At 70.8% G+C, this 24,771-nt stretch carries 25 protein-coding genes; 8 read left to right on the forward strand and 17 right to left on the reverse strand.

Features of this window, described 5'->3' with window-relative positions; translation table 11 throughout:
- Positions 1-34: 34 nt before the first annotated feature.
- The 4 genes from AB0M01_RS05610 to AB0M01_RS05625 all read right to left on the reverse strand — a co-directional run bounded on the left by AB0M01_RS05610 (position 35) and on the right by AB0M01_RS05625 (position 3,726).
- A complete protein-coding gene (locus AB0M01_RS05610) occupies positions 35-736 on the reverse strand; it encodes an aminotransferase class IV (protein WP_363665763.1) in 702 nt (233 codons plus the stop codon).
- Positions 733-2,091 (reverse strand): aminodeoxychorismate synthase component I, encoded by a 1,359-nt coding sequence (gene pabB, locus AB0M01_RS05615; RefSeq protein ID WP_363665764.1) that lies wholly within the window; start codon positions 2,089-2,091, stop codon positions 733-735. Before pabB ends, AB0M01_RS05610 begins: the two co-directional genes overlap by 4 nt.
- Before the next feature lie 75 nt (positions 2,092-2,166).
- Positions 2,167-2,940 carry a methyltransferase domain-containing protein gene (locus AB0M01_RS05620; RefSeq protein WP_363665767.1) on the reverse strand — a complete coding sequence of 258 codons (774 nt, stop codon included), beginning with the start codon at positions 2,938-2,940 and terminating at the stop codon, positions 2,167-2,169.
- 81 nt (positions 2,941-3,021) lie between these two features.
- A complete protein-coding gene (locus AB0M01_RS05625; RefSeq protein WP_363665769.1) occupies positions 3,022-3,726 on the reverse strand; it encodes a metal-dependent transcriptional regulator in 705 nt (234 codons plus the stop codon).
- 109 nt (positions 3,727-3,835) lie between these two features.
- Between AB0M01_RS05625 and AB0M01_RS05630 the strand changes: the two genes are divergently transcribed.
- The 4 genes from AB0M01_RS05630 to AB0M01_RS05645 all read left to right on the forward strand — a co-directional run bounded on the left by AB0M01_RS05630 (position 3,836) and on the right by AB0M01_RS05645 (position 7,541).
- A complete protein-coding gene (locus AB0M01_RS05630; RefSeq protein ID WP_363665771.1) occupies positions 3,836-5,146 on the forward strand; it encodes a deoxyribodipyrimidine photo-lyase in 1,311 nt (436 codons plus the stop codon).
- A gap of 72 nt (positions 5,147-5,218) precedes the next feature.
- Positions 5,219-5,611 (forward strand): GntR family transcriptional regulator, encoded by a 393-nt coding sequence (locus AB0M01_RS05635; protein ID WP_363665773.1) that lies wholly within the window; start codon positions 5,219-5,221, stop codon positions 5,609-5,611.
- Positions 5,608-6,492, forward strand: a complete 885-nt coding sequence (locus AB0M01_RS05640) for an ABC transporter ATP-binding protein (RefSeq protein WP_363665775.1) — start codon at positions 5,608-5,610, stop codon at positions 6,490-6,492. Before AB0M01_RS05635 ends, AB0M01_RS05640 begins: the two co-directional genes overlap by 4 nt.
- The gene (locus tag AB0M01_RS05645) at positions 6,489-7,541 is read left to right on the forward strand and encodes an ABC transporter permease subunit (protein ID WP_363665777.1); all 1,053 of its coding nucleotides are present in this window, start codon (positions 6,489-6,491) and stop codon (positions 7,539-7,541) included. The genes AB0M01_RS05640 and AB0M01_RS05645 overlap by 4 nt, the downstream gene beginning before the upstream one ends.
- Here the strand turns inward: AB0M01_RS05645 and AB0M01_RS05650 are convergent.
- The 6 genes from AB0M01_RS05650 to AB0M01_RS05675 form a co-directional block, all read right to left on the reverse strand.
- Complete coding sequence (locus tag AB0M01_RS05650) at positions 7,507-8,772, reverse strand: APC family permease (protein ID WP_363665779.1); 1,266 nt, start codon at positions 8,770-8,772, stop codon at positions 7,507-7,509. The genes AB0M01_RS05645 and AB0M01_RS05650 overlap by 35 nt on opposite strands.
- 10 nt (positions 8,773-8,782) lie before the next feature.
- Positions 8,783-9,619 carry a class II fructose-bisphosphate aldolase gene (locus AB0M01_RS05655; RefSeq protein WP_363665781.1) on the reverse strand — a complete coding sequence of 279 codons (837 nt, stop codon included), beginning with the start codon at positions 9,617-9,619 and terminating at the stop codon, positions 8,783-8,785.
- A 9-nt stretch (positions 9,620-9,628) separates the two neighbouring features.
- Entirely contained in the window at positions 9,629-10,537 is a 909-nt protein-coding gene (locus AB0M01_RS05660) for a hexose kinase (RefSeq protein WP_363665783.1), read from the reverse strand.
- The gene (gene nagA / locus AB0M01_RS05665) at positions 10,534-11,670 is read right to left on the reverse strand and encodes an N-acetylglucosamine-6-phosphate deacetylase (protein ID WP_363665785.1); all 1,137 of its coding nucleotides are present in this window, start codon (positions 11,668-11,670) and stop codon (positions 10,534-10,536) included. Before nagA ends, AB0M01_RS05660 begins: the two co-directional genes overlap by 4 nt.
- Entirely contained in the window at positions 11,667-12,668 is a 1,002-nt protein-coding gene (locus tag AB0M01_RS05670; RefSeq protein WP_363665787.1) for an ROK family protein, read from the reverse strand. Before AB0M01_RS05670 ends, nagA begins: the two co-directional genes overlap by 4 nt.
- Positions 12,669-12,804: 136 nt before the next feature.
- The gene (locus AB0M01_RS05675) at positions 12,805-13,434 is read right to left on the reverse strand and encodes a TetR family transcriptional regulator (RefSeq protein ID WP_363665789.1); all 630 of its coding nucleotides are present in this window, start codon (positions 13,432-13,434) and stop codon (positions 12,805-12,807) included.
- Between the two features lie 226 nt (positions 13,435-13,660).
- Between AB0M01_RS05675 and AB0M01_RS05680 the strand changes: the two genes are divergently transcribed.
- Positions 13,661-14,392, forward strand: a complete 732-nt coding sequence (locus AB0M01_RS05680; RefSeq protein WP_363665791.1) for a hypothetical protein — start codon at positions 13,661-13,663, stop codon at positions 14,390-14,392.
- Here AB0M01_RS05680 and AB0M01_RS05685 read toward each other — a convergent pair.
- The gene (locus tag AB0M01_RS05685; RefSeq protein ID WP_363665793.1) at positions 14,385-15,677 is read right to left on the reverse strand and encodes a hypothetical protein; all 1,293 of its coding nucleotides are present in this window, start codon (positions 15,675-15,677) and stop codon (positions 14,385-14,387) included. The genes AB0M01_RS05680 and AB0M01_RS05685 overlap by 8 nt on opposite strands.
- A gap of 98 nt (positions 15,678-15,775) precedes the next feature.
- On the opposite strand from AB0M01_RS05685, the gene AB0M01_RS05690 reads away from it, so the two are divergent.
- Complete coding sequence (locus tag AB0M01_RS05690) at positions 15,776-17,194, forward strand: NAD(P)/FAD-dependent oxidoreductase (RefSeq protein WP_363665795.1); 1,419 nt, start codon at positions 15,776-15,778, stop codon at positions 17,192-17,194.
- On the opposite strand, the gene AB0M01_RS05695 is transcribed toward AB0M01_RS05690, so the two are convergent.
- From AB0M01_RS05695 to AB0M01_RS05710, 4 genes are all read right to left on the reverse strand, one after another.
- The gene (locus tag AB0M01_RS05695) at positions 17,195-17,818 is read right to left on the reverse strand and encodes a CGNR zinc finger domain-containing protein (RefSeq protein ID WP_363665797.1); all 624 of its coding nucleotides are present in this window, start codon (positions 17,816-17,818) and stop codon (positions 17,195-17,197) included. It abuts the gene before it with no gap.
- Positions 17,819-17,822: 4 nt separating this feature from the next.
- Entirely contained in the window at positions 17,823-18,770 is a 948-nt protein-coding gene (locus AB0M01_RS05700) for an SPFH domain-containing protein (protein ID WP_363665799.1), read from the reverse strand.
- Positions 18,770-19,063 carry a hypothetical protein gene (locus AB0M01_RS05705; protein WP_363665801.1) on the reverse strand — a complete coding sequence of 98 codons (294 nt, stop codon included), beginning with the start codon at positions 19,061-19,063 and terminating at the stop codon, positions 18,770-18,772. The genes AB0M01_RS05700 and AB0M01_RS05705 overlap by 1 nt, the downstream gene beginning before the upstream one ends.
- Before the next feature lie 265 nt (positions 19,064-19,328).
- Entirely contained in the window at positions 19,329-20,036 is a 708-nt protein-coding gene (locus AB0M01_RS05710) for a TetR/AcrR family transcriptional regulator (RefSeq protein WP_363665803.1), read from the reverse strand.
- A 95-nt stretch (positions 20,037-20,131) separates the two neighbouring features.
- Here AB0M01_RS05710 and AB0M01_RS05715 point away from each other — a divergent pair, with 95 nt between their 5' ends.
- The gene (locus AB0M01_RS05715) at positions 20,132-22,303 is read left to right on the forward strand and encodes an MMPL family transporter (protein WP_363665805.1); all 2,172 of its coding nucleotides are present in this window, start codon (positions 20,132-20,134) and stop codon (positions 22,301-22,303) included.
- Here the strand turns inward: AB0M01_RS05715 and pdxH are convergent.
- The gene (gene pdxH / locus AB0M01_RS05720) at positions 22,272-22,910 is read right to left on the reverse strand and encodes a pyridoxamine 5'-phosphate oxidase (RefSeq protein WP_363665807.1); all 639 of its coding nucleotides are present in this window, start codon (positions 22,908-22,910) and stop codon (positions 22,272-22,274) included. The genes AB0M01_RS05715 and pdxH overlap by 32 nt on opposite strands.
- Before the next feature lie 10 nt (positions 22,911-22,920).
- Entirely contained in the window at positions 22,921-23,541 is a 621-nt protein-coding gene (locus tag AB0M01_RS05725; protein WP_363665809.1) for a hypothetical protein, read from the reverse strand.
- Between the two features lie 101 nt (positions 23,542-23,642).
- Between AB0M01_RS05725 and AB0M01_RS05730 the strand changes: the two genes are divergently transcribed.
- Positions 23,643-24,755: a citrate synthase 2 gene (locus tag AB0M01_RS05730; RefSeq protein WP_363665811.1), complete on the forward strand. Its 1,113-nt coding sequence runs from the start codon at positions 23,643-23,645 to the stop codon at positions 24,753-24,755.
- The last annotated feature ends 16 nt before the right edge of the window (positions 24,756-24,771 follow it).

Below are 24,771 nucleotides of genomic sequence, written 5' to 3' on the forward strand. Positions count from 1 at the left end.
AAGGTAGCATAGTGATATCACTTTTTGGAAGCGGTCAGATCGGGCAGGCCAGGGCGGTGAGGGCTCGCTGCCAGTCGTCGGCAGCCGAGGCGGGGAGCGGGTCGATCGGGCCGTCGTGCCAGGCGTGCACCGGGCGGATGCCGTGCAGCGCGTTCAGGAGCCAGAGCTCGTCGACCTCGGCGAGCTCCTCCGGGCGGCGGGCGGACTCGACGACCTCGACCCCGCGGGTCTCGGCCAGCTCGCGCAGCAGGGCAGCGGTCACCGAGGGAAGGAAAGCGCGGCCCGACTGCGGGAAGTGCAGCACGTCGCCCTCCCACCAGGCCAGCGCCGAGTACGCCGCCTCGACGGCGATGCCTTCGTGGTCCATCAGCAGGATCTCGTCCGCGCCGCAGTCGGCGGCCGCCTCGGCTTTCAGGGCGCCCAGGGCCTCCAGGTCGGGTCCCTTCACGCGGGGCTGCGTGCGCGGGTCGGGCCCGCTGTGGACGGCGACCCGGATCCGGCCGCCCTGCGGAGGAGCCGGGCGCAACTGGACGGACAGGCCCGACTGGTTCAGCTCGAAGCGCGGGAACCACCGGCCGAAGCCGGGGAAGCGGCCGACCTGGTCGGAGAAGTACGTCGCGGCCTCCGGCTCCCCCGCGACGGCGCACGACCCGGCGAACCGCTCGCGGTGCCGATCCAGCCCGCGGACCTTCCCGGTGTCGACGAGAAACGAATCGGCGACCAGTACGGCGTTCATCCCGACCTTCCCAGCGTTGCGGCGGCTTTCAGCACCATCTCGTCGTACTCGGCGACCGGGTCCGAGTCGAGCACGATCGCTCCCCCGGCGCCGATCACCGTCTCGTGCGGGGTCAGGACGGCGGTCCGGATCACCACGCTCAGGTCGGCCCGGCCGTCCACGGTCAGGTAGCCGAGCGCACCGGAGTACACGCCCCGCGCGCTCGACTCGAGCCCGTCGAGGATCTCCATCGTGCGGATCTTCGGCGCCCCGGTCATCGATCCCGGCGGGAAGCAGGCCTTCGCCGCGGCGACCGCGTCGACCCCGGCGCGCAGCTTGCCGCGGACCGTGGTGACCAGCTGGTGCACGGTTTGGTAGCTCTCGACAACCATCAGCTGCGGGACCTGGACGCTGCCGGGTTCGCTGACCCGGCCGAGGTCGTTGCGGATCAGGTCGACGATCATCAGGTTCTCGGCGCGGGTCTTCTCGTCCTCGGCCAGTTCCTTCGCGACCAGCTTGTCCTGCGCCGGGTCGGCCGACCGCGGCGCGGTGCCCTTGATCGGCCGGCACTCGGCCCAGCCGTCGCGGTCGACGGCCAGGAAGCGTTCCGGTGACGAGCTGGCGATCGCGAGGTCGCCGTACCGGAGGAAGGCCGAGTAGGGCGCCGGGTTGCTCGCGCGCTGCCAGAGGTAGAAGTCGAGCGGTTCCGGGACCGGTGGCAGGCGAACGCGGTTGGTCAGGCAGACCTCGTAGGTGTCACCGGCCTCGAGCGCGCGCATGCAGGCGTCGATCCCGGCCAGGTACGTCGTACGGTCCTGCTCGAGGTGCTGCTCGACGTCGAGCAGCGAGACGGCGGGTGGGTCGACCCAGCCCATCCACCAGGAGGCGGTCGTCTCCGCGGCCGTGTCGAGCCAGCGGGCGGCGTCGGGGTCGCCGGGGGCGTGCACGGCGACCAGGTACGAGCGGTCGCGGTCGTGGTCGATGACGACGAAGCGGTTGGCCCAGATCCACAGCGCGTCCGGAGTCGCGGCTTCGTGGACGGCGGCGCCGCCGGTCAGGGCCTTGAGCTCGTAGCCGAAGTAGCCGACGTACCCGCCGTTGAAGAGGTCGGCGAGCTCAGGCGGTCCGTCCGTACGCCGGGCCGCGAGGCGCTCCTGGAGCTCGGCGAAGGCGTCGCCGTCGGCCGCGTCGCCGACGATCACCTCGGCGTCCGGGCCGGTACTCGTCCCGAGCACGGAGATCCGCCGCTGCGACCGGTCGGTGAGGCTGCCGTCGAGCCAGAACGCCACCGGCTCGGCAGCGAACAGCTCCCGGTAGACCGACTCGCCACCGAGCGCGCGGTCGACCGAGCGAACGGACCAGATCAGAGCAGGCACAGCAGAACGGTACCTACTGCGCCGGTCGCCGCGACCCCGGTCTCGCCACCGAGGCTGCGAGAGTGCCGGCCGTCGTCAGTTCAGTGCGAGCTTCGTGCGCATCGCGGTGATCCGGCGGATCGGGATCGCCACCTCGAGACCGTCGCGGTCATGGGCGCGCTGGGCGAGCCAGGCGGCGGCGTGCTCGCGCCGTTTGGCCGACGTACCGGGCAGGTAGAGCGCGCCGACCATCCGCCGCGCGTCGTCGATGCTGCGGACCGTGTACGCGTACCGCTCGCGCTGGCTCTCCATCACGATGAAGCCGGCCTCGCGCAGCTGCTCCTTCAGCCCGGTGATCTCCCCACCGGCCGGGAACTGCGGCCGCGAGCGCAGCCGCGTGGTGAGTCCCGTCAGCGTCCGCAGATCACCGCGCCGCAGCGGCCGGACGGCCGGGATCGTTGCCGCGAGCACTCCTCCGCGCCGCAGCACCCGCGCCGCCTCAGCCAGTACGTCGGGCAGCGGCTGCAGCACCATCAGGCCCATCGAGCACGTGACGACGTCGAACGCCTCGTTCGCGAAAGGCAGGTGCAGCGCATCGGCCTGCACCTTCGGCCCGGGAGCGCCGTCGAGCTGGACAGCGTTGCTGTCGACACCGACCACCCAGCGCCCGTACAGCTCTCGCGCGACCGGACCGTTGCCACACGCGAGGTCGAGCACCCGCTTGGCCTCGCCGGAGACGGCACGGACGAGCCAGCGGTACGGCGTGTGGTCGCCCGCTACCGCCCGGGACAGCAGGGCTTCGGTACTGCCCGGGGTCGCGGAGTGGAACTCCCGCAGGTACCCGGGCCAGTCGATCTGGTTCTCTGACATCGCGGACAGACGTTACCCCGTGGCCACTGCCCGTACATCATCGAGCGCAGGCAGTGGCCACTTTCTTGACGCGGAACTGATTCAGACCAGGGACACGAAGATGTGGCCGGCCGTCTCGTCGCTGATCACGCCGCCGGCGTCGCGGCTGCCGACCAGGACGCCCTCGGCGTCGAGCATCGAGTCGACCTCGCGGCCGGGCAGCGCGCCGGCCTTGCGGAGCACCGACATCGCGAAGTCGTCGGTCTGCACCGGCTCGGCGATCCGCCGGACCAGCACCCGGACGGTGCTCCCGGTGGCCTGGTCGAGCACCTTGTCGAGCGGCTCGACCCCGTCGCGGAACTCGCCGATCGGCGTCGCCTGGCTCTCCTTCTGCAGCTCCTCCAGGCCCGGGATCGGGTTGCCGTACGGCGACTCGGTCGGGTTGTCGAGGATCTGCATCAGCCGGAGCTCGACGGCATCGCTCATCACGTGCTCCCAGCGGCAGGCCTCGGCGTGCACGTCCTCCCACTCCAGGCCGATCACGTCGACCAGCAGCCGCTCGGCCAGCCGGTGCTTGCGCATCACCCGGGTGGCCTGCATCCGGCCGACGTCGGTGAGCTCCAGGTGCCGGTCGCCCTCGACCGTGACCAGCCCGTCGCGCTCCATCCGGGCCACCGTCTGGCTGACCGTCGGGCCGGACTGGTGCAGCCGCTCGGCAATCCGCGCGCGCAGGGGCAGGATGCCCTCTTCTTCCAGTTCGTAGATGGTCCGCAGGTACATCTCGGTGGTATCGATCAGCTCGCTCACGACAACCATTCTCGCCCATGCAGGCAAGCCGCACCGAATCGGCGGACCGATCCGGTCGTTGATCGTTCAAGCGCACTTGAAAAGTTGTTCATCCGCAAGACTGGCAGCGATGAGCGCTCTGATGTGGTTCCGACGTGATCTCCGGCTGGCGGACAACCCGGCCCTGCTCGACGCTGTGGCCGCGGGGGACGGCCAGGTCTGCGGCCTGTTCGTGCTCGACCCCGCGCTGTGGGACGCCGCCGGCGACCCACGCCGCGACCATCTGATCAGCTCGCTGAAGCGGCTGCGGGACGCGATGGACGGCAAGCTCGTCGTCCGTCGCGGCGACCCGGCGACAGTCGTTCCGGAGCTGGCCACCGAGCTCGGGGTCGAGAGCGTCCACGTCGCCGCCGACTTCGGCCCGTACGGCGGCCGCCGCGACGAAGCGGTCGAGAAGGCGCTCGACTGCCCGCTGGTCGCCACCGGTTCGCCGTACGCCGTGGCGCCGGGTCGGGTGCTGAACGGGTCGGGCCGGTCGTACCAGGTGTTCACGCCGTACTTCCGGGCCTGGCTCGACCACGGCTGGCGGCAGCCGGCCGACGCGCCCGGCAAGGTGGAGTGGATCGGCAAGCGCAGCGACGCGCTGCCCGAGGCCGCGGACGTCGAGGACGCCGGCGAGGCCGCGGCCCGCGAGCACTGGCAGGACTGGCTGGAGACCGTCGCGGCGTACGACGACGAGCGCGACCGCCCCGACCTGGACAGCACGTCGCGGATGTCGGTGCCGCTGAAGTACGGCGAGATCCACCCGCGGACCATGCTCGCCGACCTGGCCCGCCTGCGCAGCAAGGGCGCCGAGGCGTACCGGCGCGAGCTGGCCTGGCGCGAGTTCTGCGCCGACCTGCTCGCGCGCAACCCGGAAGCGGCCTGGAAGCCGCTGCGTCCGGAGTTCGAGAAGATGGCCTACGACGAACCCGGCGACGACTTCACCGCCTGGTGCGAGGGCCGGACCGGCTACCCGATCGTCGACGCCGGGATGCGCCAGCTCGCCGAGAGCGGCTTCATGCACAACCGGGTCCGGATGGTCGTCGCGTCGTTCCTGGTCAAGGACCTGCACATCCACTGGAAGTACGGCGCGCGCTGGTTCATGCGCCGGCTGCGCGACGGCGACCTGGCGTCGAACAGCCTGAACTGGCAGTGGGTCGCGGGCTGCGGCGCGGACGCGTCGCCGTACTTCCGGATCTTCAACCCGACCACCCAGGGCAAGAAGTTCGACCCCGACGGCAGCTACGTGCGGCGCTGGATCCCCGAGCTGGCCGAGGTCCAGGGCAAGGCCGTGCACGAGCCGTGGCTGCTGGACGACGACCTCGGCTACCCGGAGCCGATCGTCGACCACGCCGAGGCCCGGCAGGAGTCGCTGCGCCGCTACGACGCGATCAAGTAACCCGCCGGGGCCTTGACCGCGGGCTCCCGTCTGACCCTATAGTGCTAGGTAACTAGATAAATGGGGTGACAGATGATCGAGTTCCATCTGGACGGGCGGTCGGGGGTCTCGCCGTACCAGCAGGTCGTGCAGCAGGTCCGGAACGCGCTGCGGCTCGGGCTGCTCCGCGAGGGTGACCAGCTGCCGACCGTGAAGGACGTCGTCGCGACGCTCGCGATCAACCCGAACACGGTGCTGAAGGCCTACCGCGAGCTGGAGCACGAAGGACTGGTGGCGGCCCGGCCGGGCCGCGGCACCTTCGTGACCCGGACGCTGACCGACCACAGCCTGGCCGCGCACGGGCCGCTGCGCCACGAGCTGCAGCGATGGTTGTCGAAGGCCCGCAAGGCGGGGCTGGACGACGAGAGCATCGAGGCGTTGTTCAAGGCCACGTTTCGGTCCGCCGCTCAGGAGGACATAGCGTGAGCGCCGTCCTGAGCGCCCAGGGACTGGGCAAACGCTACGGGCGCCGCTGGGCGCTCACCGACTGCGACCTGGAGGTCCCGGCCGGCCACGTCGTCGGCCTGGTCGGACCGAACGGCGCGGGCAAGAGCACGCTGCTGAACATGACGGTCGGGATGCTCACCCCGACCACCGGCACGGTCGAGGTCCTCGGCGCACCCGCCGGGACCCAGCAGGCCGAGGTCGGGTACGTCGCGCAGGACACCCCGACGTACGCCCGGCTGTCGGTCGCCGACCACCTCAAGCTCGGCGCGCACCTCAACCCGCGCTGGGACGACTCGATCGCCCAGGCGCGGATCCAGGCCCTCGGGCTCGACCCGCAGCAGCGGGCCGGCCGGCTCTCGGGCGGTCAGCGCGCGCAGCTCGCGCTCACCCTCGGGATCGCGAAACGGCCCGAGCTGCTGATCCTCGACGAGCCCGTCGCCGCGCTCGACCCGCTGGCCCGGCGCGAGTTCCTGCAGGACCTGATGGAGGCCGTCGCCGAGCAGGAGCTGAGCGTCGTCCTGTCCTCGCACCTGGTCTCCGACGTCGAACGCTCCTGCGACTACCTGGTCGTCCTGGTCGACTCCCGGGTGCAGATCAGCGGCGAGATCGACACCCTGCTGGCCACGCACTACCGGCTCACCGGCCCGCGCCGCGACGAGAAGTCGATGCCGCGGCACCAGCACGTGCTGTCGGTCAGCCACACCGACCGGCAGTCGACGTACCTGATCCGGACCGACGAGCCGATTCTCGACCCGGCCTGGACGGTCTCGCAGCTCACGCTCGAGGACATCGTGCTGGCCTACATGGGCCGGTCGACCAGCCGGCCGTCCGCGCGACCCGTTCTGGAGGTGCAGCGATGATCTGGCTGACCTGGCGGCAGTTCCGCCTGCAGGCGCTGGTGGTCGCCGGCGCTGTCGTTGCCCTCGGCATCTTCTTGGCCGTGACCGGGCCGGGATTGCTCGACAAGTACCAGCTGCAGCCCGACGACTTCCTGAAGCAGATCCAGTTCGAGCGGATCAACCAGTACCTGTACGTCGCCGGGCAGGCGCTCGTGTACGCCACTCCCGCGGTGATCGGCGCGTTCTGGGGCGCGCCACTGATCGCCCGCGAGCTCGAGGCCGGCACGCACCGGCTGGTCTGGAACCAGAGCATCACCCGGACCCGCTGGCTGGTCACCAAACTGGCCGTCACCGGGCTCGGCGCGATGGTCGTCACCGGGCTGCTCAGCCTCGCGGTGACCTGGTGGTCCGATCCGATCGACGACGCGATCGGCTCCGGCCAGGCGGCCGGCGTCTACAACGTCCCCCGGCTGCTGCCCGCGGTCTTCGGCGCGCGAGGGGTCGTGCCGATCGGCTACGCGGCGTTCGCCTTCGCGCTCGGCGTCGCCGTCGGGCTCGTCGTACGGCGCAGTGTGGTCGCGATCGCGATCACACTGGCCGCGGTGATCGCGCTCCAGATCGTGTCGCCGCTGCTGATCCGGCCGCACCTGATGGCGCCGGTCGAGACGACCCTCGTCGTCACCACCGAGAACATGCGCGGGCTGCAGCTGTCCGGGCCGGAGGTGAACCCGACCGTGATGCGGGTCGAGGCGAAGATCCCGGGCGAGGGCAACTGGAAGCTGTCCGAGCACACGGTGAACTCCGCCGGGCAGGAGCAGAAGACGCTGCCGCCGTACCTCGCCGAGTGCGGGCCGCCCGGTCCGAACGCGACGCAGGAGGAACTGAAGAACCGGCAGCCGATGAGCGCGTGCTTCGCACGCCTCGCCGACGACGGGTACCGGCAGCAGATCAGCTACCACCCGGCGAGTCACTTCTGGGGACTGCAGTGGCGGGAGGCCGGGCTGTTCCTGGTGCTGGCGCTCGGGCTGGTGGGGTTCAGCTTCTGGCGGATCCGGCGCGACCTGACCTGAGCGCTGCCCTCAGGATCAGAGCCGTCACCAGTACGGCGGCCGCCGCGATCGCTGAGCTGAGCGGGAGGGTGAAGGCGAGGGCGATGCAACCCAGCAGGCCGAGCACACTGACGGCCCGGGGCCAGCGGCGCTGGTCCCGGGGCTGGGTGAACGCGGCGGCGTTCGCCACGGCGTAGTACAGGAGGACGCCGAAGGACGAGAAGCCGATCGCGGTGCGGAGGTCGGTGGTGAGGACGAGGGCGCTGACGATCACCGCGAGGGTGACCTCGGCGCGGTGCGGGACGTGGAAGCGGGGGTGGACGGCCGCGAGAGTCTTCGGCAGGTCGCCCTCGCGGGCCATCGCGAGGGTGGTGCGGCCGATGCCGGCGATCAGCGCGAGCAGGGCACCGAGGCTGGCCAGCGCCGCGCCGATGCGGACGACGGGGACGGCCCAGGCAGCGTCCACCGCGGTGACCGCCGTCGCCAGCGGGGCGGCCGACGCAGCGAGGCCGGGCGCACCGACGGCCCGGAGCAGAGCCAGACCGATCACCAAGTAGATGCCCATGGCAATCACCAGGGCGATCGAGACCGCCCGGGGGATGGTCCGGGCCGGATCGCGGACTTCTTCACCCATCGTCGCGATCCGCGCGTACCCGGCGAAGGCGAAGAAGAGCAGCCCGGCTGCTTGCAGGACGCCGTAGACGCTGGTGCCTGCCGGGTACAAGCTCGGGAGGTCGTGGCCGCTGGATGATCGCAGGAGCAGGACGAGGACGAGCGCCAGAACGATCAGCGAACAGGTCACGAGGATGCGGGTGAGGCGCGCGGTGCGGGTGATGCCGCGGTAGTTGACCGCCGCGAGGGCGACCACCGCGAGGAGCGCGACACCGCGGCGGAGCCAGCCGGGGTCGGGGATCACGTAGGTGGCGAAGGTGAGCGCCATCGCGGCGCAGGAGGCGGTCTTGCCGATCACGAAGGCCGAGCCGGCGAGGAATCCTGCGGTTGGGGAAAGCCGCTCGCGGCCGTAGACGTAAGCGCCGCCGGAGACCGGGTAGACGGCTGCGAGCTGAGCCGATGACGCGGCGTTGCAGTAGGCAACAACCGCGGCGATCACGAGGCCCGCGAGGAGCGCGTCCCCAGCCGCTCGGGCGGCCGGGGCCCAGACAGCGAAGACACCGGCGCCGACCATCGACCCGAGGCCGATCACGACAGCATCGGTGACCCCCAGCCCACGGACCAGCCCCGGCTGTGTCATCGCTGCCTGCTCACACCGCTTTCAGAATCGTCAGCAGGCGGGCGACCTCGGCGCCTACCGCCGTACGGGCGGGCCCCAGGTACTTCCTGGTGTCCACCAGCTTGGGCTGGTCGGCGAGGATCTCGCGGACCACGCCGGTGAAAACGTTGTTCAGGTGGGTCGCGATGTTGACCTTCGTCATCCCGGCCTCGACCGCGCGGGTCAGGTCCTCGTCGGCGACGCCTGACGATCCGTGCAGCACCAGCGGTACCGGTACGGCGTCGCGCAGCTCGCCGATCAGCGTGAAGTCCAGCTCGGCGGTGCGCTCGGTCATCGCGTGCGACGAGCCGACGGCGACGGCCAGAGCGTCGACGCCGGTCGCCTGAGCGAACGCGAGCGCCTCGTCCGGCCGGGTCCGGGCGCCCGGCGCGTGCACGCCGTCCTTGCCGCCGACCTCACCGATCTCCGCCTCGACGAACACTCCGTGCTCGTGGCAGAACGCGGTCACCTCGCTGGTCGCCGCGACGTTGTCGGCGTACTCGAGCTTGGAGGCGTCGAACATCACCGACGTGAACCCGAGCGACACCGCCTCGGTGACCAGGTCGCGGTCCATCGCGTGGTCGAGGTGCACGACCACCGGCACGCTCGACGCCGACGCGGCCGCCAGCGTCGCGACACCGATCGGCTTCAGCGCGCCGTGGTACTTCACGGCGTTCTCGCTGATCTGCAGGATCACCGGCGCGCCGACCTGCTCGGCGCCGGCGATCAGCGCGGTCGCGTGCTCCAGCTGGATCACGTTGAACGCGCCGACTCCCCGGCCGGCCTGCGCTGCGGCCAGGACGACCTCGGCTCCGGACACCAACGGCATGAGCTTCTCCTATCGGACGACGACCCGCGGCTGCCACCGCCGGTACGCCGCGAGATCGATGTCACCGGCAACAGGGGTGAGAACGGCGGCGGCCGACGCGGCCACCGCGGACTTGAGCACCAGCGGCCAGTCGGGCTGGGCCGACTCGGCGATCGCGGCGGCGACGACGGCGGTGCACGCATCCCCGGCACCAGTGGGGTTTCCGGCCACCCGCTCGACCGGGTCCGCGCGCCAGACCCCACCGCGGCTCGCGGCGACCATGCCGCGCGGGCCGTCGGTGATCACGGCCGCGGTCGCGCCGAAGTCGACCAGGCGCCGGGCGCCGTCCTCGACGGTCATCTCGTCACCGAGCGCCTCGCGCAGCTCAGCCGCGTTCGACCGTACGACGGCACCCGCCTCGGCCGCGGCGAGCAGCGCCTGCCCGCCGGTGTCGATGACGGTCCGTACGTCGCGCTGCCAGGCGAGCGTCGCCAGTTCGGAGTACGCGTTCGGCGGCAAACCGGGCGGCAGGCTGCCGGAGCACGCGAGCACGCCGAGCCGCTGCCACGGCATCCGCTCGGTCAGCGCCCGCCACTCGTCGGCGGCGACCGCCGGCCCGGTCTCGTTGAAGATCGTCGCGTCGCCGTCGACACCGTTGACAATGGCAACGGTCCGCCGGGTCTCACCCTTGATCGGCGTGAGCAGCGAGGTGAGTCCGGCGTCGAACAGCTCCTCGGCGACCTGCTCACCGGTGACCCCGCCGACGAACCCGAGCACGAGCACCTGGTGCCCGAGCGTCGCGGCGACCCGGGCGACGTTGACTCCCTTGCCCCCGGCCCGCACCCGGACCTCGCCGACCCGGTGGCTGCCGCCGACCACGAGCTCGTCGACGGCGTACGTGACGTCGAGGGCCAGGTTGAGGGTGACGGTCCCGATCATCCGCGGTCGAGCCACTCGCCGGCCCGCATCACCTTCTGCACGGTGTAGTCGTCGTCGAGCACCACCAGGTCGGCGCGCTTGCCGGTCTCGATGCCGCCGACGTTGTACCAGCCGAACGCCTCGGCGGGCGTCGTCGAGGCCATCCGGGACGCGTCGACCAGCGAGACGCCCGCGTTGACAGCGTTGCGGTAGGCAACATCCATCGTCAGCGTGCTGCCGGCGATCGAGTGCGTGCCGTGGGCCAGCGTCGCGAGCCCGTCCTTCACGTCGACCTCGAGGCTGCCCAGCTTGTACCGCCCGTTCGGCATCCCGGTGGCGACCATCGCGTCGGTGATCAGCGCGATCCGGTTCACCCCGGCGGCCGCCAGCGCGACGCGGACCACCTGCGGGTCCAGGTGCATGCCGTCGTTGATCACCTCGAGCAGCAGCCGCGGGTCGTTCAGCGCGGCACCGACCGGACCGGGGTCGCGGTGGTGGAACGGCCGCATCCCGTTGAACAGGTGGGTGGCGACCGTCGCCCCGGCGTCCGCCCCGGCGATCATCTGCTCGTACGTCGCGTCGGTGTGCCCGAGCGCGGCCACCACGCCGGCGTCGACGACCTGCCGGATCGCGTCCAGCCCGTGCTCCAGCTCCGGCGCGATCGTCACCATCTTGACCGCGTCGCTGAGCACCTTGGCGACGTCACCCTCGACCGGGTCACGCAGCAGCGTCGGCTCGTGCGCGCCGCAGCGCGCCGCGGACAGGAACGGGCCCTCCAGGTGGACACCCGCGATCACGCCGTCGGTGACCAGGTCGGCCAGGCACGCGGTCTGCGACACCAGCTCGTCGAGCGGTCCCGTGACCAGGCTCGCCATCGTCGTCGTGGTCCCGTGCTTGGCGTGGAAGGCCGCGACCTTCCGCGCCTCCTCCGGGTCCGTGGTCGAGTACGTCGCCCCGCCGCCGCCGTGGGTGTGGATGTCGACGAACCCCGGGATCACCGTGGTGTCGCCGAGGTCCTGCGGCCGCTGTCCGTCGGCCGGCATCCCCTCGGAGCGCCGGCCGAAGGCGAGAATGTCGCCGTCCTCGACCTGGAGCCACGCGCTCTCCAGCACGTCGTCCGGCGTCACCAGCCGACCCACCCGGTACGTCGTCATGCGCTCCGCTCTCCGCTCTCGTCGACAGTGCTCGCTTCCGTGCTCGCCCCTTCGGCGCCGAGCACCCGGTCCCAGGCCAGCAGCGCGGCGCCGAGGCAGCCGGCTTCCTCGCCGAGCTCGGCGGCGACGATCTCCGGCTCGCGCTGGAACGTCAGCCGCTCGTGCAGCCCCGCCCGCAGCGGCGCCAGCAGCGTGTCCCCCGCGCCGACCAGCCCGCCGCCGATCGCGATCCGCGTCGGCGCGATCAGCGTCGTGTAGAGCACCAGCGCGTCGACCAGAGCCGCCAGCGCCTCCTGCCACACGATCGCGGCGTCGGCGTCGCCTTCGGCCAGCAGCTCCAGCACCTCACGGGCTCCGTCGACCTCACGACCCGTCCGTACGCCGTACCGGCGCGCGAGGGCGGCCGCCGAGGCGACCGTCTCCAGACAGCCGTACTGGCCGCAGGCGCAGAGCTCGGCGGCCTCGCCGTGCACGAACCGGGTGTGGCCGAGCTCACCGGCGTACCCGTCGCCGCTGACCAGGGAGCCGTCGACGATCATCGCGGCGGCGATCCCCGTACCGAGCGGCAGGAAGAGTGAGTTCGTGGTGCCCCGCAGAGCGCCTCCGCGCAGCTCGGCGTAGCCGCCGGCGCGGACGTCGTGGGCCAGGACCACCTGTCGGTCGGTACCGACCGCGGCCTGGATCGCGGCCCGGACCGGCGTGTTCACCCAGAGCAGGTTCTCGGCGCTGACCGTGCCCTGCTCGGCGTTGATGATGCCCGGCACCACCACCCCGACCGCACGGACCCGGTGACCGTCGGCCGCGGCCTTCTGGCCCAGCTCGACGACGGTCTCCAGCAGCGCGTCGAGCACCGCCCGGCCACCGCCTTCGGCGTCTCCCAGCGCACGAGGCGTCGGCCTGGTCTCGCGGTGCAGCACGGCACCGTCGGCCGCGACCAGGCCGCACTTCATCCGGGTTCCACCGAGATCGACGGCAACCACGACTTCACAGGGCTCCACGGAGCGCCATTATGCAGCGTTACCCAGGGGTTCGAACATCCGTGAGCAGTTGATGGACAGTTCTCACCAGACCAGTGGACCAGCTGGCCCGCCGCTGCGCGGACGACGACGGGCCCCTCGGTTGCGCTGCGTGGTCTCAGGCGCGCAGCCCGCGATCGAAAGCGGCCACCAGGAAGGCGATCAGGTTCTCGGCCAGTCTGCTGGCGTCGTCGACGTCCTCGGTGCCCGGGGCCCGCGACAGCGCCTGCGACTGGTGCAGCGCGAGCAGACCGAGCATGTTGACGTAGCCGAACGCAACGGACTCCGGCGCCGCTCTCGGCAGCGCCTGCTGCAGCGCGGCCAGGTAACGGGCCTCGACCGGGTCCGCCTCGGCGGCGTACAGCTCCCGGATCCGGCGGCTCGGGTCGAACGCGACCCGGCCGATGAACCGGGCAACGATCGCGCCCCGCTCCCCCCGGCGCAGCACGAGATCCAGACCCGGTTCGATGAACGCCCTGATCAGCTCCTCGGCGGTCGGTTGCCCGGACGCCTCCAACTGGTCGAGCCGGCGCCGCCGCTCGGTGTTGACCGGTGCCATCGCGCGCGCGACCGCGGCGCGCAGCAGTGCTTCCTTCGAGCCGAAGTGGTAGTTGACCGCCGCAATGTTCGCCGCTGCCGCGACCGTGATCGCGCGCAGCGAGGTCCCTTCGTAGCCGCCCTCGCCGAACCGCTGCTCGGCGATGTTGAGCAGCCGCTCCCGGGTCGATTCCACGGGTGGTGTTTCCACAGAGTTCTCCTTCCCCCCGGCCACCGCTCGCGCAGGCACCCCACCTGCTCACGCGCCGTAGCCTGCAGTCAGCATAGTTCAAACGGACGTTTGAATGAGAGTGGTCGGAGCAGTAAATCTGTGGGAACGCGGGAAAACCCTTCACTTTGCAGATTCCGAGCCTGGTTTCGGGCAGTTCCGGGACCTGTCGTCCCACCCGGTGGACAGTTGGTTAGGGTCGGTGGGCATGACGACGCGCGAGGTGCTGCGGATCAGGCGACGCTTCCGGGGGCCGGAACGATCGGCCAACGGCGGCTACACCGCGGGCCTGGTCGGCACCCGGCTCGGCGCGACCGGCGACGCCGTCCCACAGGTCACGCTCCGGATGCCGCCGCCGCTGCGGACCGACCTCGAGCTGACCACCAGCGACGGCAACGCCGTACTGCGCGCACCCGGCGAGACCGTGGTCGCTCTGGCCGAGCCGGTGTCCACTGACGTGCTCGGCGACGCGGTGATCGACCCGGTCCAGTACGACGAAGCGCGCGCCGCCGAGTCGGCGTACCGAGGTCTGCGGAATCACCCCTTCCCCGGCTGCTACGCCTGCGGCCCGGAGAACGACCACGGCCTGCACCTGCGTCCCGGGCTGCTCGGAGACGGCCGGACCGCCTGCACCTGGACACCTGCTCCCGCGCTGGCCGAGTCGGGCGACCTGGTCGACCCGGTACACCTCTGGGCCGCGCTGGACTGCCCCGGCGGCTGGAGCATCGACCTGGACGGCCGGCCGTCGGTGCTCGGCCGGATGACCGCCTGCATCGACGCCCGCCCGCAGCTCGGCGAGCCCTGCGTGATCATGGGCCGCAAACTCGGCGAGGACGGCCGCAAGACCTTCACCGCCACCACCCTGTACGACTCCGACGGCCGGATCGTCGCCCGCGCGAAGCACACCTGGATCCTGGTCGACCCGGCGCTGTTCAACTAGTCGTCAGCACGAAGGTCGGCGAGACCTGCCAGCTCAGCGGGCGGCCGCCGTACGTGAAGGACGGGACCAGGAACCGGTACGCATACGAGCCGCGCTGTGTCGCGGCGAACGTGTAGTCGGCCCAGCCGCTCTTCAGGTCGACCCACTTCAGGTCCCGCCAGGCTGCGCCGTCCCAGCGCTGCAGCGTGGTCCGCAGGTTCACGGCCGGGCTGACGGAGATCCGTGCCCGCGCGGGCTGCCCGTAGGTGACCGTCGGGTCGGCGAACGAGGCGAGCACCTTCGGCCGGGTCAGCGTCGTCGCCGCCGGACCGATCGCTCCCAGGGAGAAGTTGTTGCCGGCGAACCGGTCGGGCACCGCGACGCGGTACTGCCTGGTCCCCCACGCCACCGGCGCGAACCGGAACGACCCGCTGTCGTAGGTCAGGGTCGAGCCCACGGCGTACCAGGATGAGGCCGCGTTCGCCCGCGCCTGCAGGACGACCGTCCGCGGGATGTCGCCGATCGGCGTCGTCCCGCAGCTCTCCGGGACGCAGGAGCGGCCCATCCGGTCGAAGCGGCCGGCGATCACGGTCGGTTGTCCGTACGTCGTAGCCGCCGGTATCGCGGCCGGACCGAGTCGCCCGCTGTAGAACTCGGTCCACAGCGTTTCGGGCTGGCGCGGCCACTCGTTGGTGTCCCGGGTGGCGACGGTGAACGGGGGCGGCCCCGGCGCCCGGAACGTGGCCGTGGCCGCGGCTCCGGTCGGGGCCACCAGGGCCCAGGCGGTGATCGGCGTCGGGCGCACCAGCACCTGGTAGTTGTGCGGAGCGTTCGGCAGGTCGAGCGGATCACCCGGGTTCTGGTCCGCCGGCTTCGGCGCGGAGTGCCAGCGCATCGTGTACGTGCCGTTGACGGCGACGACGTCGTCGATCACCGGGACCGGCTTCGGCATCGCGTCGAAGGGATCCGACGACACCAGGGCAGCGGTGTTGACGCCCGCGTCGGTAATGCCGAAGACGTTCATCCGGACCACCGGGGATGCGTAGAACTCCGACACCGGGATGTCCACCTGGTTCGGGTCGGCCGTCCTGAGTTCCCGGCCGTCACCGGCGGTCCACGGATACTCCGGGAAGATCCGGTTGCCGGTCGGTTCGCTCTCCTCCCAGGTCACCCGGACGTGGGTGTGCGCGGCGCTGGACCACGCGACCTTCACGTCGCTGATCACGATCCCGGCCGCGTGGGCCGGGCTCACCAGTCCCAGTGCCGCGACCAGTCCGGCCGCCACTGTCAGCGCGACTCCTCGCACAGGACCCACCTCCCACGGATTACCGGTTACGAACTAGATGCAGGTGGGCACGCAGAAGTTACCGATCGGCGGTGCGGGCGGGTGATATGCAGGGACGCATGAAGACGACGGATTACGACCTGATCGTGCTGGGTGCCGGAGCGGTCGGCGAGAACGTGGCGGACCGGGCGGTGCAGGGTGGGCTGACGGTCGCGGTGGTCGAGAGCGAGCTGGTCGGCGGCGAGTGCTCGTACTGGGCCTGCATGCCGTCGAAGGCGTTGCTGCGGCCGGGGCAGGTGCTGCGGGCCGCGCAGCACGTCGGCGGTGCGGCCGCGGCGGTGACCGGGAAGCTCGACGTCCAGGCGGTGCTCGACCGGCGGAACTCCTTCGCGAGCAACTGGGACGACGCCGGACAGGTCAAGTGGGTCGAGGGCGCCGGCATCACGCTGGTCCGCGGTCACGCCCGGCTCAGCGGCGTCAAGGAGGTCACGGTGACCGGCCCGGACGGCGGGACGACGGTGCTGACGGCCCGGCACGCGGTGCTGATCTCGACCGGGTCCGACCCGGTGGTGCCGGACATCGACGGCCTGCACGAGTCCGATCCGTGGGCCAGCCGCGAGGTGACCAGCGCGAAGTCCGTCCCGGACCGGATGGTGATCATCGGCGGCGGCACGGTCGCGGTCGAGATGGCGACGGCGTACGCCGGGTTCGGTACCGAGGTGACGGTGATCGCGCGCGGTCAGCTGCTGTCGTCGCTGGAGCCGTTCGCGGGCGAGATGGTCGGCGACGCGCTGCGCGAGCTGGGGGCGACGGTACTGACGCAGACCGGGACCACTCGGGTACGGCGTACGGACGGAACCGTGTACGTCGAGACCGCGGACGGCAAGACCATCGAGGCCGACGAGATCGTCGTCGCGACCGGGCGGCAGCCGCGGACCGGCGACATCGGGCTGGAGGCCGTCGGGCTGACGCCGGGCGAGTGGCTGCCGACCGACGACACGATGCTGGTCGACGGGTTCGACTGGCTGTACGCCGCGGGCGACGTGACGAACCGCGCGCTGTTCACCCACCAGGGCAAGTACCAGGCCCGCGCGGCCGGCGACGTGATCGCGGCCCGGGCCAACGGCAAGCCGGTGTCGGACAAGCCGTGGGGCACGCACGTCGCGACCGCCGACCACGAGGCCGTGCCGCAGGTGACGTTCACCGACCCGGAGGTCGCGTCGGTCGGGCACACCGAGAAGTCCGCGCGCGAGGCGGGCTACACCACCCGCACCGTCGACTACGAGATCGGCAACGTGTCGGGCGCGGCCGTGCGGCAGGACGGGTACCAGGGCAAGGCTCGGATGATCGTCGACGAGGACCGCAAGGTGGTGCTCGGGGTCACGTTCGTCGGGCCGGAGGTCAGCGACCTGCTGCAGGCCGCGACGTTCGCGGTGGTCGGCGAGATCCCGCTCGACCGGCTGTGGCACGCGGTCCCGGCGTACCCGACGGTGAACGAGATCTGGCTGCGGCTGCTGGAGACCTACGGGCGGCCGTAGCTAGCGGGTCCGGGCCGCGTGGGCGCGGACCTTGGCGCGGTTGCCGCAGGTCGCCATCGAGCACCAGCGGCGGCGGCCGCGCGCGTCGAGGAACAGCCAGCCGCACGCGTCACCCGGGCAACGGCGTACGTGGGCGCGGTGCTGGCCGGTGAGCAGGTCGGCGCTCAGCAGGGCCAGGTGATCGAGCGGGAGGTTGAGGTCCTCCGGGAGGTCCCAGTTCGCGCTGAGGCCGTGCAGCGTCGGCATCGGGAGCAGCCGGCGGTGCGCGCTGGCGCGCGCGATCACCCGCTCCACCGCGGCGAACGAGGACGTCGCGGTGGAGTCGGTCAGTACGTCGTACAGGTCGGCCCGGAACTCCAGCGCCGCCTCGAACCGCCGGGCCGCGTCGGTCGGGCGGCCGGCGGCCTGCTCGATCAGCCGGAACACCCCGGCGTCGGAGAGCAGGCCGACGTACCCCGTCCAGATCACCAGCGTCTCGAAACTGGTCAGCCAGTCCGTCCGGGCCGGACCGCGGTCGGTCCAGTCCGAACGGGTGTTGAGGAAGTCCAGGACGGGGTCCGCGCCGACCGGTTTGGGCAGCACGACGCCCTGGACGAGCTCGAGGTGGGACGGCAGCGCGGACATCGGGTCAGCGCGGCGTCTGCGTCGGGGTCGGCACCGGGATGCTGACGTTGCCGTTCTGCGGGATCACCATGAACTGGATCTTGCCCGACTCGATCGCCGACTTCAGCAGGTAGCCGTTCGAGCCGAGCAGCTGGACCTGCTGCTTGACCGACTGCAGCTCGACGTTGACCTGCTGGTTCTTCTGCTCCTGGGCCTGCTTGGCCAGCTCGGCGCGCTGCTTGGCCTCAAGACCGTCGATGATGCCCTTGTCCAGCGGCGTCGGCTTCTGGATCGTGAACGACAGCTCGCCGCAGGCGTTGTTCCCGGTGTACGACGGCCCGCAGAAGTAGTCGCCGCCGACAGCGGCCGGCAGCAGCCGGGTGAACTCCTTGGCCGCCGCGGTCTGGAAGGCGGACTTCTTCGCCTCGTTGTTGTACAGCTCGGCCCAGTTGTAGTTGGTGCCGACGGCGGCCAGCGCGCGGTCGATCTGCGGCCGGAAGTAGGACTGGAGCATGTCGTTCCAGCCACGGTCCTCGTAGGCCTCGGTCTTCAGCCCGATCCGCTCGTGGAACGACTGCAGCACCGCCTCCTGGCGGTTCAGCGTGAAGTAGACCTGGACCCGAACCCCGAGCCGGACGTTGTCCTTGCTGACGACGGTGACCTCGTCGGCGTTGTCGGTGTCCGCGCCGGCACCGCCGATGATGTACGAGCGCTGGTCGATCGGGTAGCTGTAGACCGTGTCACCGGGCCCGATCAGCTGGTTGGTCGCGCCCGGCGGGATCACCGACTTGAACTTCTTGTCCTCGACCACTCCGCCGCCGTAGTGCAGGCCGATCTTGTTCGCGTCGGTGTCGGCGAAGTTGAACAGGTTGGCCAGCACGATGATCAGCAGCACCAGGACGATCCCGCCGCCGACCAGCTTGCCGGCGACACCGCCCTTCTTCGTGACCGTGGTGGTCCCCAGCTTGGCCATCAACTGTCGAGCTCCTTGCGTTCGGTCAGCCGCCGGATGTCGGCGAGCGTCAGGTCTGCGGTCACCGCGACGTCACGCGGGACCGACGGGTGGGAGCTGAGCGTACGCAGGCCCTGCTCCGCGGCCGCGACCGCCTTCTCCAGCGCCCGGACCTCCTGCACCAGCGCCTTGGTCTCGCCGGTCAGCTCGATCACGGAACGCTCCGCGAGGGCGGCCCGGCGGTACGACGCCCACGCGAACCACGCCGTTGCGACGAGCAGGATCAGTACGGGGAGTCCGAGCCGGAAGACCATGGGCTCATGGGATCACGAAAACTGGTTGAACGGCGCTCTTTCGCGACGTAGGTTCTGAGTACACGCGAAGGGAGGTGGTCCTTGCATGATGTGCAACCGGACTCGTGAGGTGGCGGCGGTCTGACCGTCAACCACTAGCAGCACGTGGGCTATGTGGTCAGGCAATTCAACGCCTGCCACCGGACCCGCAGACAGCCAGGAAAGTCCGCCTGGCCCAGTGTTCGGCCACCCGGTCGTGTCTCTGGAAGCGTCTGCGGGTCTTTTTTCATTGCGCTGCAGGCGGGCAGTCCAGACCCAGCGCTTCGCCGATCTCGCGCAGCTGCGCGTCGAAGTACGCGGCCGCGTCCTCCAGCGCCCAGTGCAGCTGGCCGAAGACCTCCATGCAGATCAGGCCGTACAGCCGGGTCCAGTAGGTCAGCGACAGGTAGACCGCGCCCGGCGGCATCCCCTCGAAGAACTCCGACTTCTGGGTCAGCTGCGCGACCAGCTCCGGGCCGAGGAACTCCTCCGGCGGGCTCGGGAACGGCTGCTGCCGGTACACCTTCGCGACCAGGTCCTTGAACACCGCCCCGAAGCGCATCGCCGCCTGATGGCTCGGGGTCAGCTCGTGATCGACCGCCTCGGGGTTCGGCACCGGCGCCCCGAACAGCAGGCCGAACTCGGCCGGGTGCTTCAGCGCCCAGGTCCGCAGGCCCCCGGCCACCAGGAACAGCTGCTCGCCGAGATCCGTGCTGGCGTCGCGCTCGGCGATCAGGTACGCCGTCAGCTCGTCGTACAGGTCGGCGATGACGGCGGCGATCAGGTCCTCGTGGCTCGCGAAGTACCGGTAGAGGGCCGGCGCGCTGAGGCCCAGCTCGCGGGCGACCGCGCGCAGCCCGACCGCGCTCGCGCCACCCGCGACCAGCAGCTTGCGCGCGGCCGCCTTGATCTCGGCGACCGTCTCCGCGCGCTGGCGGTCCCGTCTCGTTTCCACGCTCAGCTCCCTTGACAACTGAGTGAACACCGTTAACAGTTAACGGTGTTCACGTCGGTGATCACTGTTCAATGTACGCCCTCGGGAGGGGTTCTGTGTTCGAGACGCTCGGTAGGTTCACGTATCGGCGCCGCCGCCTGGTCCTCGCGCTGACCGGGGTGTTCGTGGTCGCCGCGCTGGTCTGGGGCACCGGGGTCTTCGGGTCGCTGGCCAACGGCGGGTTCGAGGCGCCGAACACGGAGGCGGCGCGGGCGGTCCGGACGATCGAGCAGACGGTCGGGCGGACCGGGACCGATGTGATCGTGCTGTACCGCGGGTCGACTTCTGTTGCCGATCCGGCCTACCGAGCAGCCGTAGAGGGTCATCTCGACGGGCTGCCTCGTTCCGAGGTGGTCAGCAGTGCGACGTACTGGTCCACCCGATCACCGGCTTTCGTTGCCGAGGACAAGCGGACGTCGTACGCCGTACTGACGCTGGCCGGAGCCGACCCCGAGGAACGGCTTGCGTCGTTCCACAAGATCGCTGACGCGGTGCGAGCGGCGCCGGCCGGGCTGGACGTCCAGGTCGGCGGCGAGGTCGCGGTCTTCGACGAGGTGAACACCCAGACCGAGCACGACATCGTCCAGGCCGAGACCATCTCGCTGCCGATCGTGCTGGTGCTGCTCGTCGTGGTCTTCGGCGGACTCGTCGCGGCGAGCCTGCCGCTGTTCGTCGGCGGGCTGTCGATCCTCGGCGCGTTCGTGGTGCTGCGGGCGCTCAGCCTGATCACCGACGTGTCGGTGTTCTCGATCAACATCGTGACGATGATCGGCTTCGGGCTGGCGATCGACTACGCGCTGTTCGTGGTGACCCGGTTCCGCGAGCAGCTCGCGGCCGGTGACGACGTCGAGGCCGCGCTGGTCCGCACGATGGCCACGGCCGGGCGGACGGTCGCGTTCTCCGGCGTGACCGTGGGCGTGGCGATCTCGAGCCTGGTGCTGTTCCCGGTGATGTTCCTGCGCTCGATGGCGTACGGCGGCGCGGCCGCTGTGGCGGTGGCGATGGTTGCCGCGCTCACCGCGTTGCCGGCGCTGCTCGGCGTGCTCGGGCATCGGGTGAACAAGCTGCGGCTGCCGGTCTTCCGCCGTTACGGCCGGGAGTCGGATCACGGCGCCTGGTACCGGCTCGCGCAGAGCGTGATGCGGCGGCCGGTCCGGTACGTCGTGGTGCTGGTGCCGTTGATGCTGGTGCTCGGGATCCCTTTCCTGCAAGCGCAACTGGGCGGTGTGGATCATCGGGCGCTGCCGGACGGAGCGTCGAGTCGTGAGGTGACGGAGACCTTGCAGCGAGACTTCGCGGGGGCTGGTGGGTCCGACGTGCTGGTGGCGGTGCGGTTCGCTTCGCCGCCGGCTGATGCAGCTGCGTCACTTGCTGGGTACGTGTCCTCGTTGCAGCAGGTCGGTGCGGTGGAGAGCGTTCGGGTCGGCGGGTACGCGGACGGGGTCGCGTCGGTGGTCGTGCACACGCACTACACCGCGCAGGAACTGCCGGCGCGCGACGTCGTCCACGGGGTTCGTGCTGTCACCGCGCCGCCGGGGACGACGGTCGAGGTGGGCGGCGAGACCGCCTCGCTGATCGACCTGCTCGACGTACTGGCCGAACGGGCGCCGTGGATGGCCGGGTTCATCGTGCTGATCACGTTCGTGCTGCTGTTCGTTGCCTTCGGCTCCTTGGTGCTGCCGGCCAAGGCGTTGCTGATGAACGTGCTGTCGCTGTCCGCGTCGTTCGGGGCGATGGTCTGGATCTTCCAGGACGGCAACCTGTCCGGGCTGCTCGACTTCACCCCCGCGGGCTTCCTGGACGCGACGAACCCGGTGCTGCTGTTCGCCGTCCTGTTCGGGCTGTCGATGGACTACGAGGTGTTCCTGCTCAGCCGGATCCGCGAGGAGTACGACCGCACCGGCGAGAACACGCAGGCCGTCGCGCTCGGGCTGCAGCGGACCGGCGGGATCATCACGAGCGCCGCGCTGCTGCTGATCATCGTGGTCGCGGCGTTCGCGACGTCGGGGATCGTGTTCGTGAAGATGATCGGCGTGGGGCTGGTGATCGCGATCCTGCTCGACGCGACCGTCGTACGGGCGTTGCTGGTGCCCGCGACGATGCGGCTGCTGGGACGCGCGAACTGGTGGGCGCCCGCGCCGCTGGCGCGGTGGTGGAGACGGCACGGGTTCCGTGAAGAAGCCTCTGATCCGAAGGTCATGGCTGGAGCCGGAGCAGCTCCCAAGTAGTTCCCTTCCGCTGGTAGGCCAGGCGGTCGTGCAGGCGACCGGTTCGGCCCTGCCAGAACTCGAACCGGGTCGGCTCGATCCGGTACCCACCCCAGAAGTACGGCGTCGCGATCTCCGTCCCCTCCGGCCACTGCCGCTCGTACGACGCGTACTGCAGGTCCAGCTCCTCCCGCGACTCCACCGGCTGCGACTGCTGCGACGCCCACGCCCCCAGCTGCGAGCCCCGCGGCCGGCTGGCGAAGTACGCGTCGACCTCCTCCTCGGGCAGCTTGCCGGCAGTCCCCTCCACGCGCACCTGCCGCTCCATCGCGTGCCACGGGAAGACCAGCGCGCAGGCCGGGTTCGCCGCGAGATCACCGCCCTTGCGCGACTGCTGGTTGGTGTAGAACACGAAACCGCGCTCGTCCAGCCCCTTCAGCAGCACGGTCCGCGCCGACGGCCGGTGGTCGGCGTCGACCGTGGCGAGCACCATCGCGTTCGGCTCGGCCAGCCCGGCCTCGGTGGCCTGGGCCAGCCAGAGCCCGAACTGCTGGAACGGGTCGGGGTCCACCTGGTCCTCGAGCAGTTCACCGAGGCCGTAGGTCTGCCGCATCTGTGCTAGGTCCACACCGCTGAGACTAGTGCGGGCGGTCCTGGGAGCCGGGGAAGGTCTGGCCGGGGTGCTGCTGGCCTGGGTGCTGTCCCGGGTGGTACTGGCCGGGCTGGTACTGGCCGGGCTGGTACTGGCTGGGCGGCTGCTGACCGGGGTGGTACTGGCCTGGTTGGAGCCCGGGCCGCGCCTGGGGGTCCCGGTAGGCGAGCGGCATTGGCGGCTTGGCATCCACCACCATCCGCCGCACTCCGGTGATCAGCAGCAGGATCCCGACGATCACCAGCATGCCGTCGATCAGCAACAAGCCGCCGCCACCGCGGGACTCCCGACCCGGCAGCTCGAACAGCTTGATCAGGTCCACCGCCGTCCTGAGCGGCAGTACCTGCACGGCGATCCCGGCGACCGTCATCAGCAGCCCCGTCCCGGCCATCACTCCGGACCCGAACGAGCGGATCGACATCAGGCCGCCCATCACCAGGCCGATGGCGACCAGCGCCAGCAGCCAGGGCAGCGTCTCGGACTGAGCGTCCTCGAACCGCTGCAGCCGCCGGATGTACAGCTCGTTCCCGGCGTACGAACCGAGAGTCACCGTCAGCCAGCCGAGCAGGACCCCGGCCACGACACCGATCACTGCCTTCCCAGTCATCTTTCGAGCCTAAGCGCCGAACCGGTCACAGATCTGTCCGTGCGGCGAGGCGGCGAACTATGCTGCCGGAGCGCCTACCAAGACAAGGGAGTCACAGGCTGATGTCAGATCCGAAGACCGAAGTCCAGCACGGCCTCGAGGGCGTCGTCGCGTTCGACACTCAGATCGCCGAGCCGGACAAGGAAGGTTCGGCGCTGCGCTACCGCGGCGTCGACATCGAGGATCTGGTCGGCCGGGTGCCGTTCGAGAACGTCTGGGGCCTGCTGGTCGACGGCGCGTTCACGCCCGGCCTGCCGCCGGCCGAGCCGTTCCCGCTGCCGGTGCACACCGGCGACGTGCGGGTCGACGTACAGTCGGCGCTGGCGATGCTCGCTCCCGCCTGGGGCCTGCGGCCGCTGTACGACATCGACGACGTCCAGGCCCGCGACGACCTGTCCCGCGCCGCGGTGATGGCGCTGTCGTACGTCGCCCAGGCGGCCCGCGGCATCGGCCAGCCGATGGTCCCGCAGCGCGAGGTCGACAAGGCCACCACGATCACCGAACGCTTCATGATCCGCTGGCGCGGCGAACCCGACCCCAAGCACGTCAAGGCCGTCGACGCCTACTGGACGTCCGCCGCCGAGCACGGCATGAACGCCTCGACCTTCACCGCCCGCGTGATCGCCTCCACCGGCGCCGACGTGGCCGCCGCCCTGTCGGGCGCCGTCGGCGCGATGTCCGGCCCCCTCCACGGCGGCGCCCCCGCGCGCGTCCTGACGATGATCGAAGGCGTCGAGAAGAGCGGCGACGCCCGCGCCTACGTCAAGGGCCTGCTGGACGAAGGCGAACGCCTGATGGGCTTCGGCCACCGCGTCTACCGCGCCGAGGACCCGCGCGCCCGCGTCCTCCGCCGCACCGCGCGGGAGCTCGACGCCCCGCGCTACGAGGTCGCCGAGGCGCTGGAGCAGGCCGCACTGACCGAACTCCGCGAACGCCGCCCGGACCGCGTCCTGGAAACCAACGTCGAGTTCTGGGCCGCGATCGTGCTGGACTTCGCGGAGGTGCCTCCGCACATGTTCACGTCGATGTTCACGTGCGCTCGCACGGCGGGTTGGAGCGCGCATGTGCTGGAGCAGAAGCGCACTGGGCGGTTGATTCGCCCTTCGGCGATCTACTCCGGCCCTGCTACTCGCCCGGCAACATCCATCGAGGGCTGGAACGACAGCTGGTCCTGATGTGGATAACTTCCAC

Source organism: Kribbella sp. NPDC051770 (assembly GCF_040681455.1).
In the GTDB taxonomy this organism is placed as follows: Bacteria; Actinomycetota; Actinomycetes; order Propionibacteriales; family Kribbellaceae; genus Kribbella.

Coding starts and splice junctions, on each gene's coding strand:
- AB0M01_RS05660 (WP_363665783.1), bottom strand. CDS start 10,537: ATGATCGGGACCGTCACCCTCAACCTGGCCCTCGACGTCACGTACGCC.
- AB0M01_RS05650 (WP_363665779.1), bottom strand. CDS start 8,772: ATGACACAGCCGGGGCTGGTCCGTGGGCTGGGGGTCACCGATGCTGTC.
- AB0M01_RS05730 (WP_363665811.1), top strand. CDS start 23,643: ATGTCAGATCCGAAGACCGAAGTCCAGCACGGCCTCGAGGGCGTCGTC.
- AB0M01_RS05705 (WP_363665801.1), bottom strand. CDS start 19,063: ATGGTCTTCCGGCTCGGACTCCCCGTACTGATCCTGCTCGTCGCAACG.
- AB0M01_RS05620 (WP_363665767.1), bottom strand. CDS start 2,940: ATGTCAGAGAACCAGATCGACTGGCCCGGGTACCTGCGGGAGTTCCAC.
- AB0M01_RS05695 (WP_363665797.1), bottom strand. CDS start 17,818: ATGTCCGCGCTGCCGTCCCACCTCGAGCTCGTCCAGGGCGTCGTGCTG.
- AB0M01_RS05680 (WP_363665791.1), top strand. CDS start 13,661: ATGACGACGCGCGAGGTGCTGCGGATCAGGCGACGCTTCCGGGGGCCG.
- AB0M01_RS05635 (WP_363665773.1), top strand. CDS start 5,219: ATGATCGAGTTCCATCTGGACGGGCGGTCGGGGGTCTCGCCGTACCAG.
- AB0M01_RS05630 (WP_363665771.1), top strand. CDS start 3,836: ATGAGCGCTCTGATGTGGTTCCGACGTGATCTCCGGCTGGCGGACAAC.
- nagA (WP_363665785.1), bottom strand. CDS start 11,670: ATGACGACGTACCGGGTGGGTCGGCTGGTGACGCCGGACGACGTGCTG.
- AB0M01_RS05645 (WP_363665777.1), top strand. CDS start 6,489: ATGATCTGGCTGACCTGGCGGCAGTTCCGCCTGCAGGCGCTGGTGGTC.
- AB0M01_RS05725 (WP_363665809.1), bottom strand. CDS start 23,541: ATGACTGGGAAGGCAGTGATCGGTGTCGTGGCCGGGGTCCTGCTCGGC.
- AB0M01_RS05610 (WP_363665763.1), bottom strand. CDS start 736: ATGAACGCCGTACTGGTCGCCGATTCGTTTCTCGTCGACACCGGGAAG.
- AB0M01_RS05655 (WP_363665781.1), bottom strand. CDS start 9,619: ATGCCGTTGGTGTCCGGAGCCGAGGTCGTCCTGGCCGCAGCGCAGGCC.
- AB0M01_RS05690 (WP_363665795.1), top strand. CDS start 15,776: ATGAAGACGACGGATTACGACCTGATCGTGCTGGGTGCCGGAGCGGTC.
- AB0M01_RS05700 (WP_363665799.1), bottom strand. CDS start 18,770: ATGGCCAAGCTGGGGACCACCACGGTCACGAAGAAGGGCGGTGTCGCC.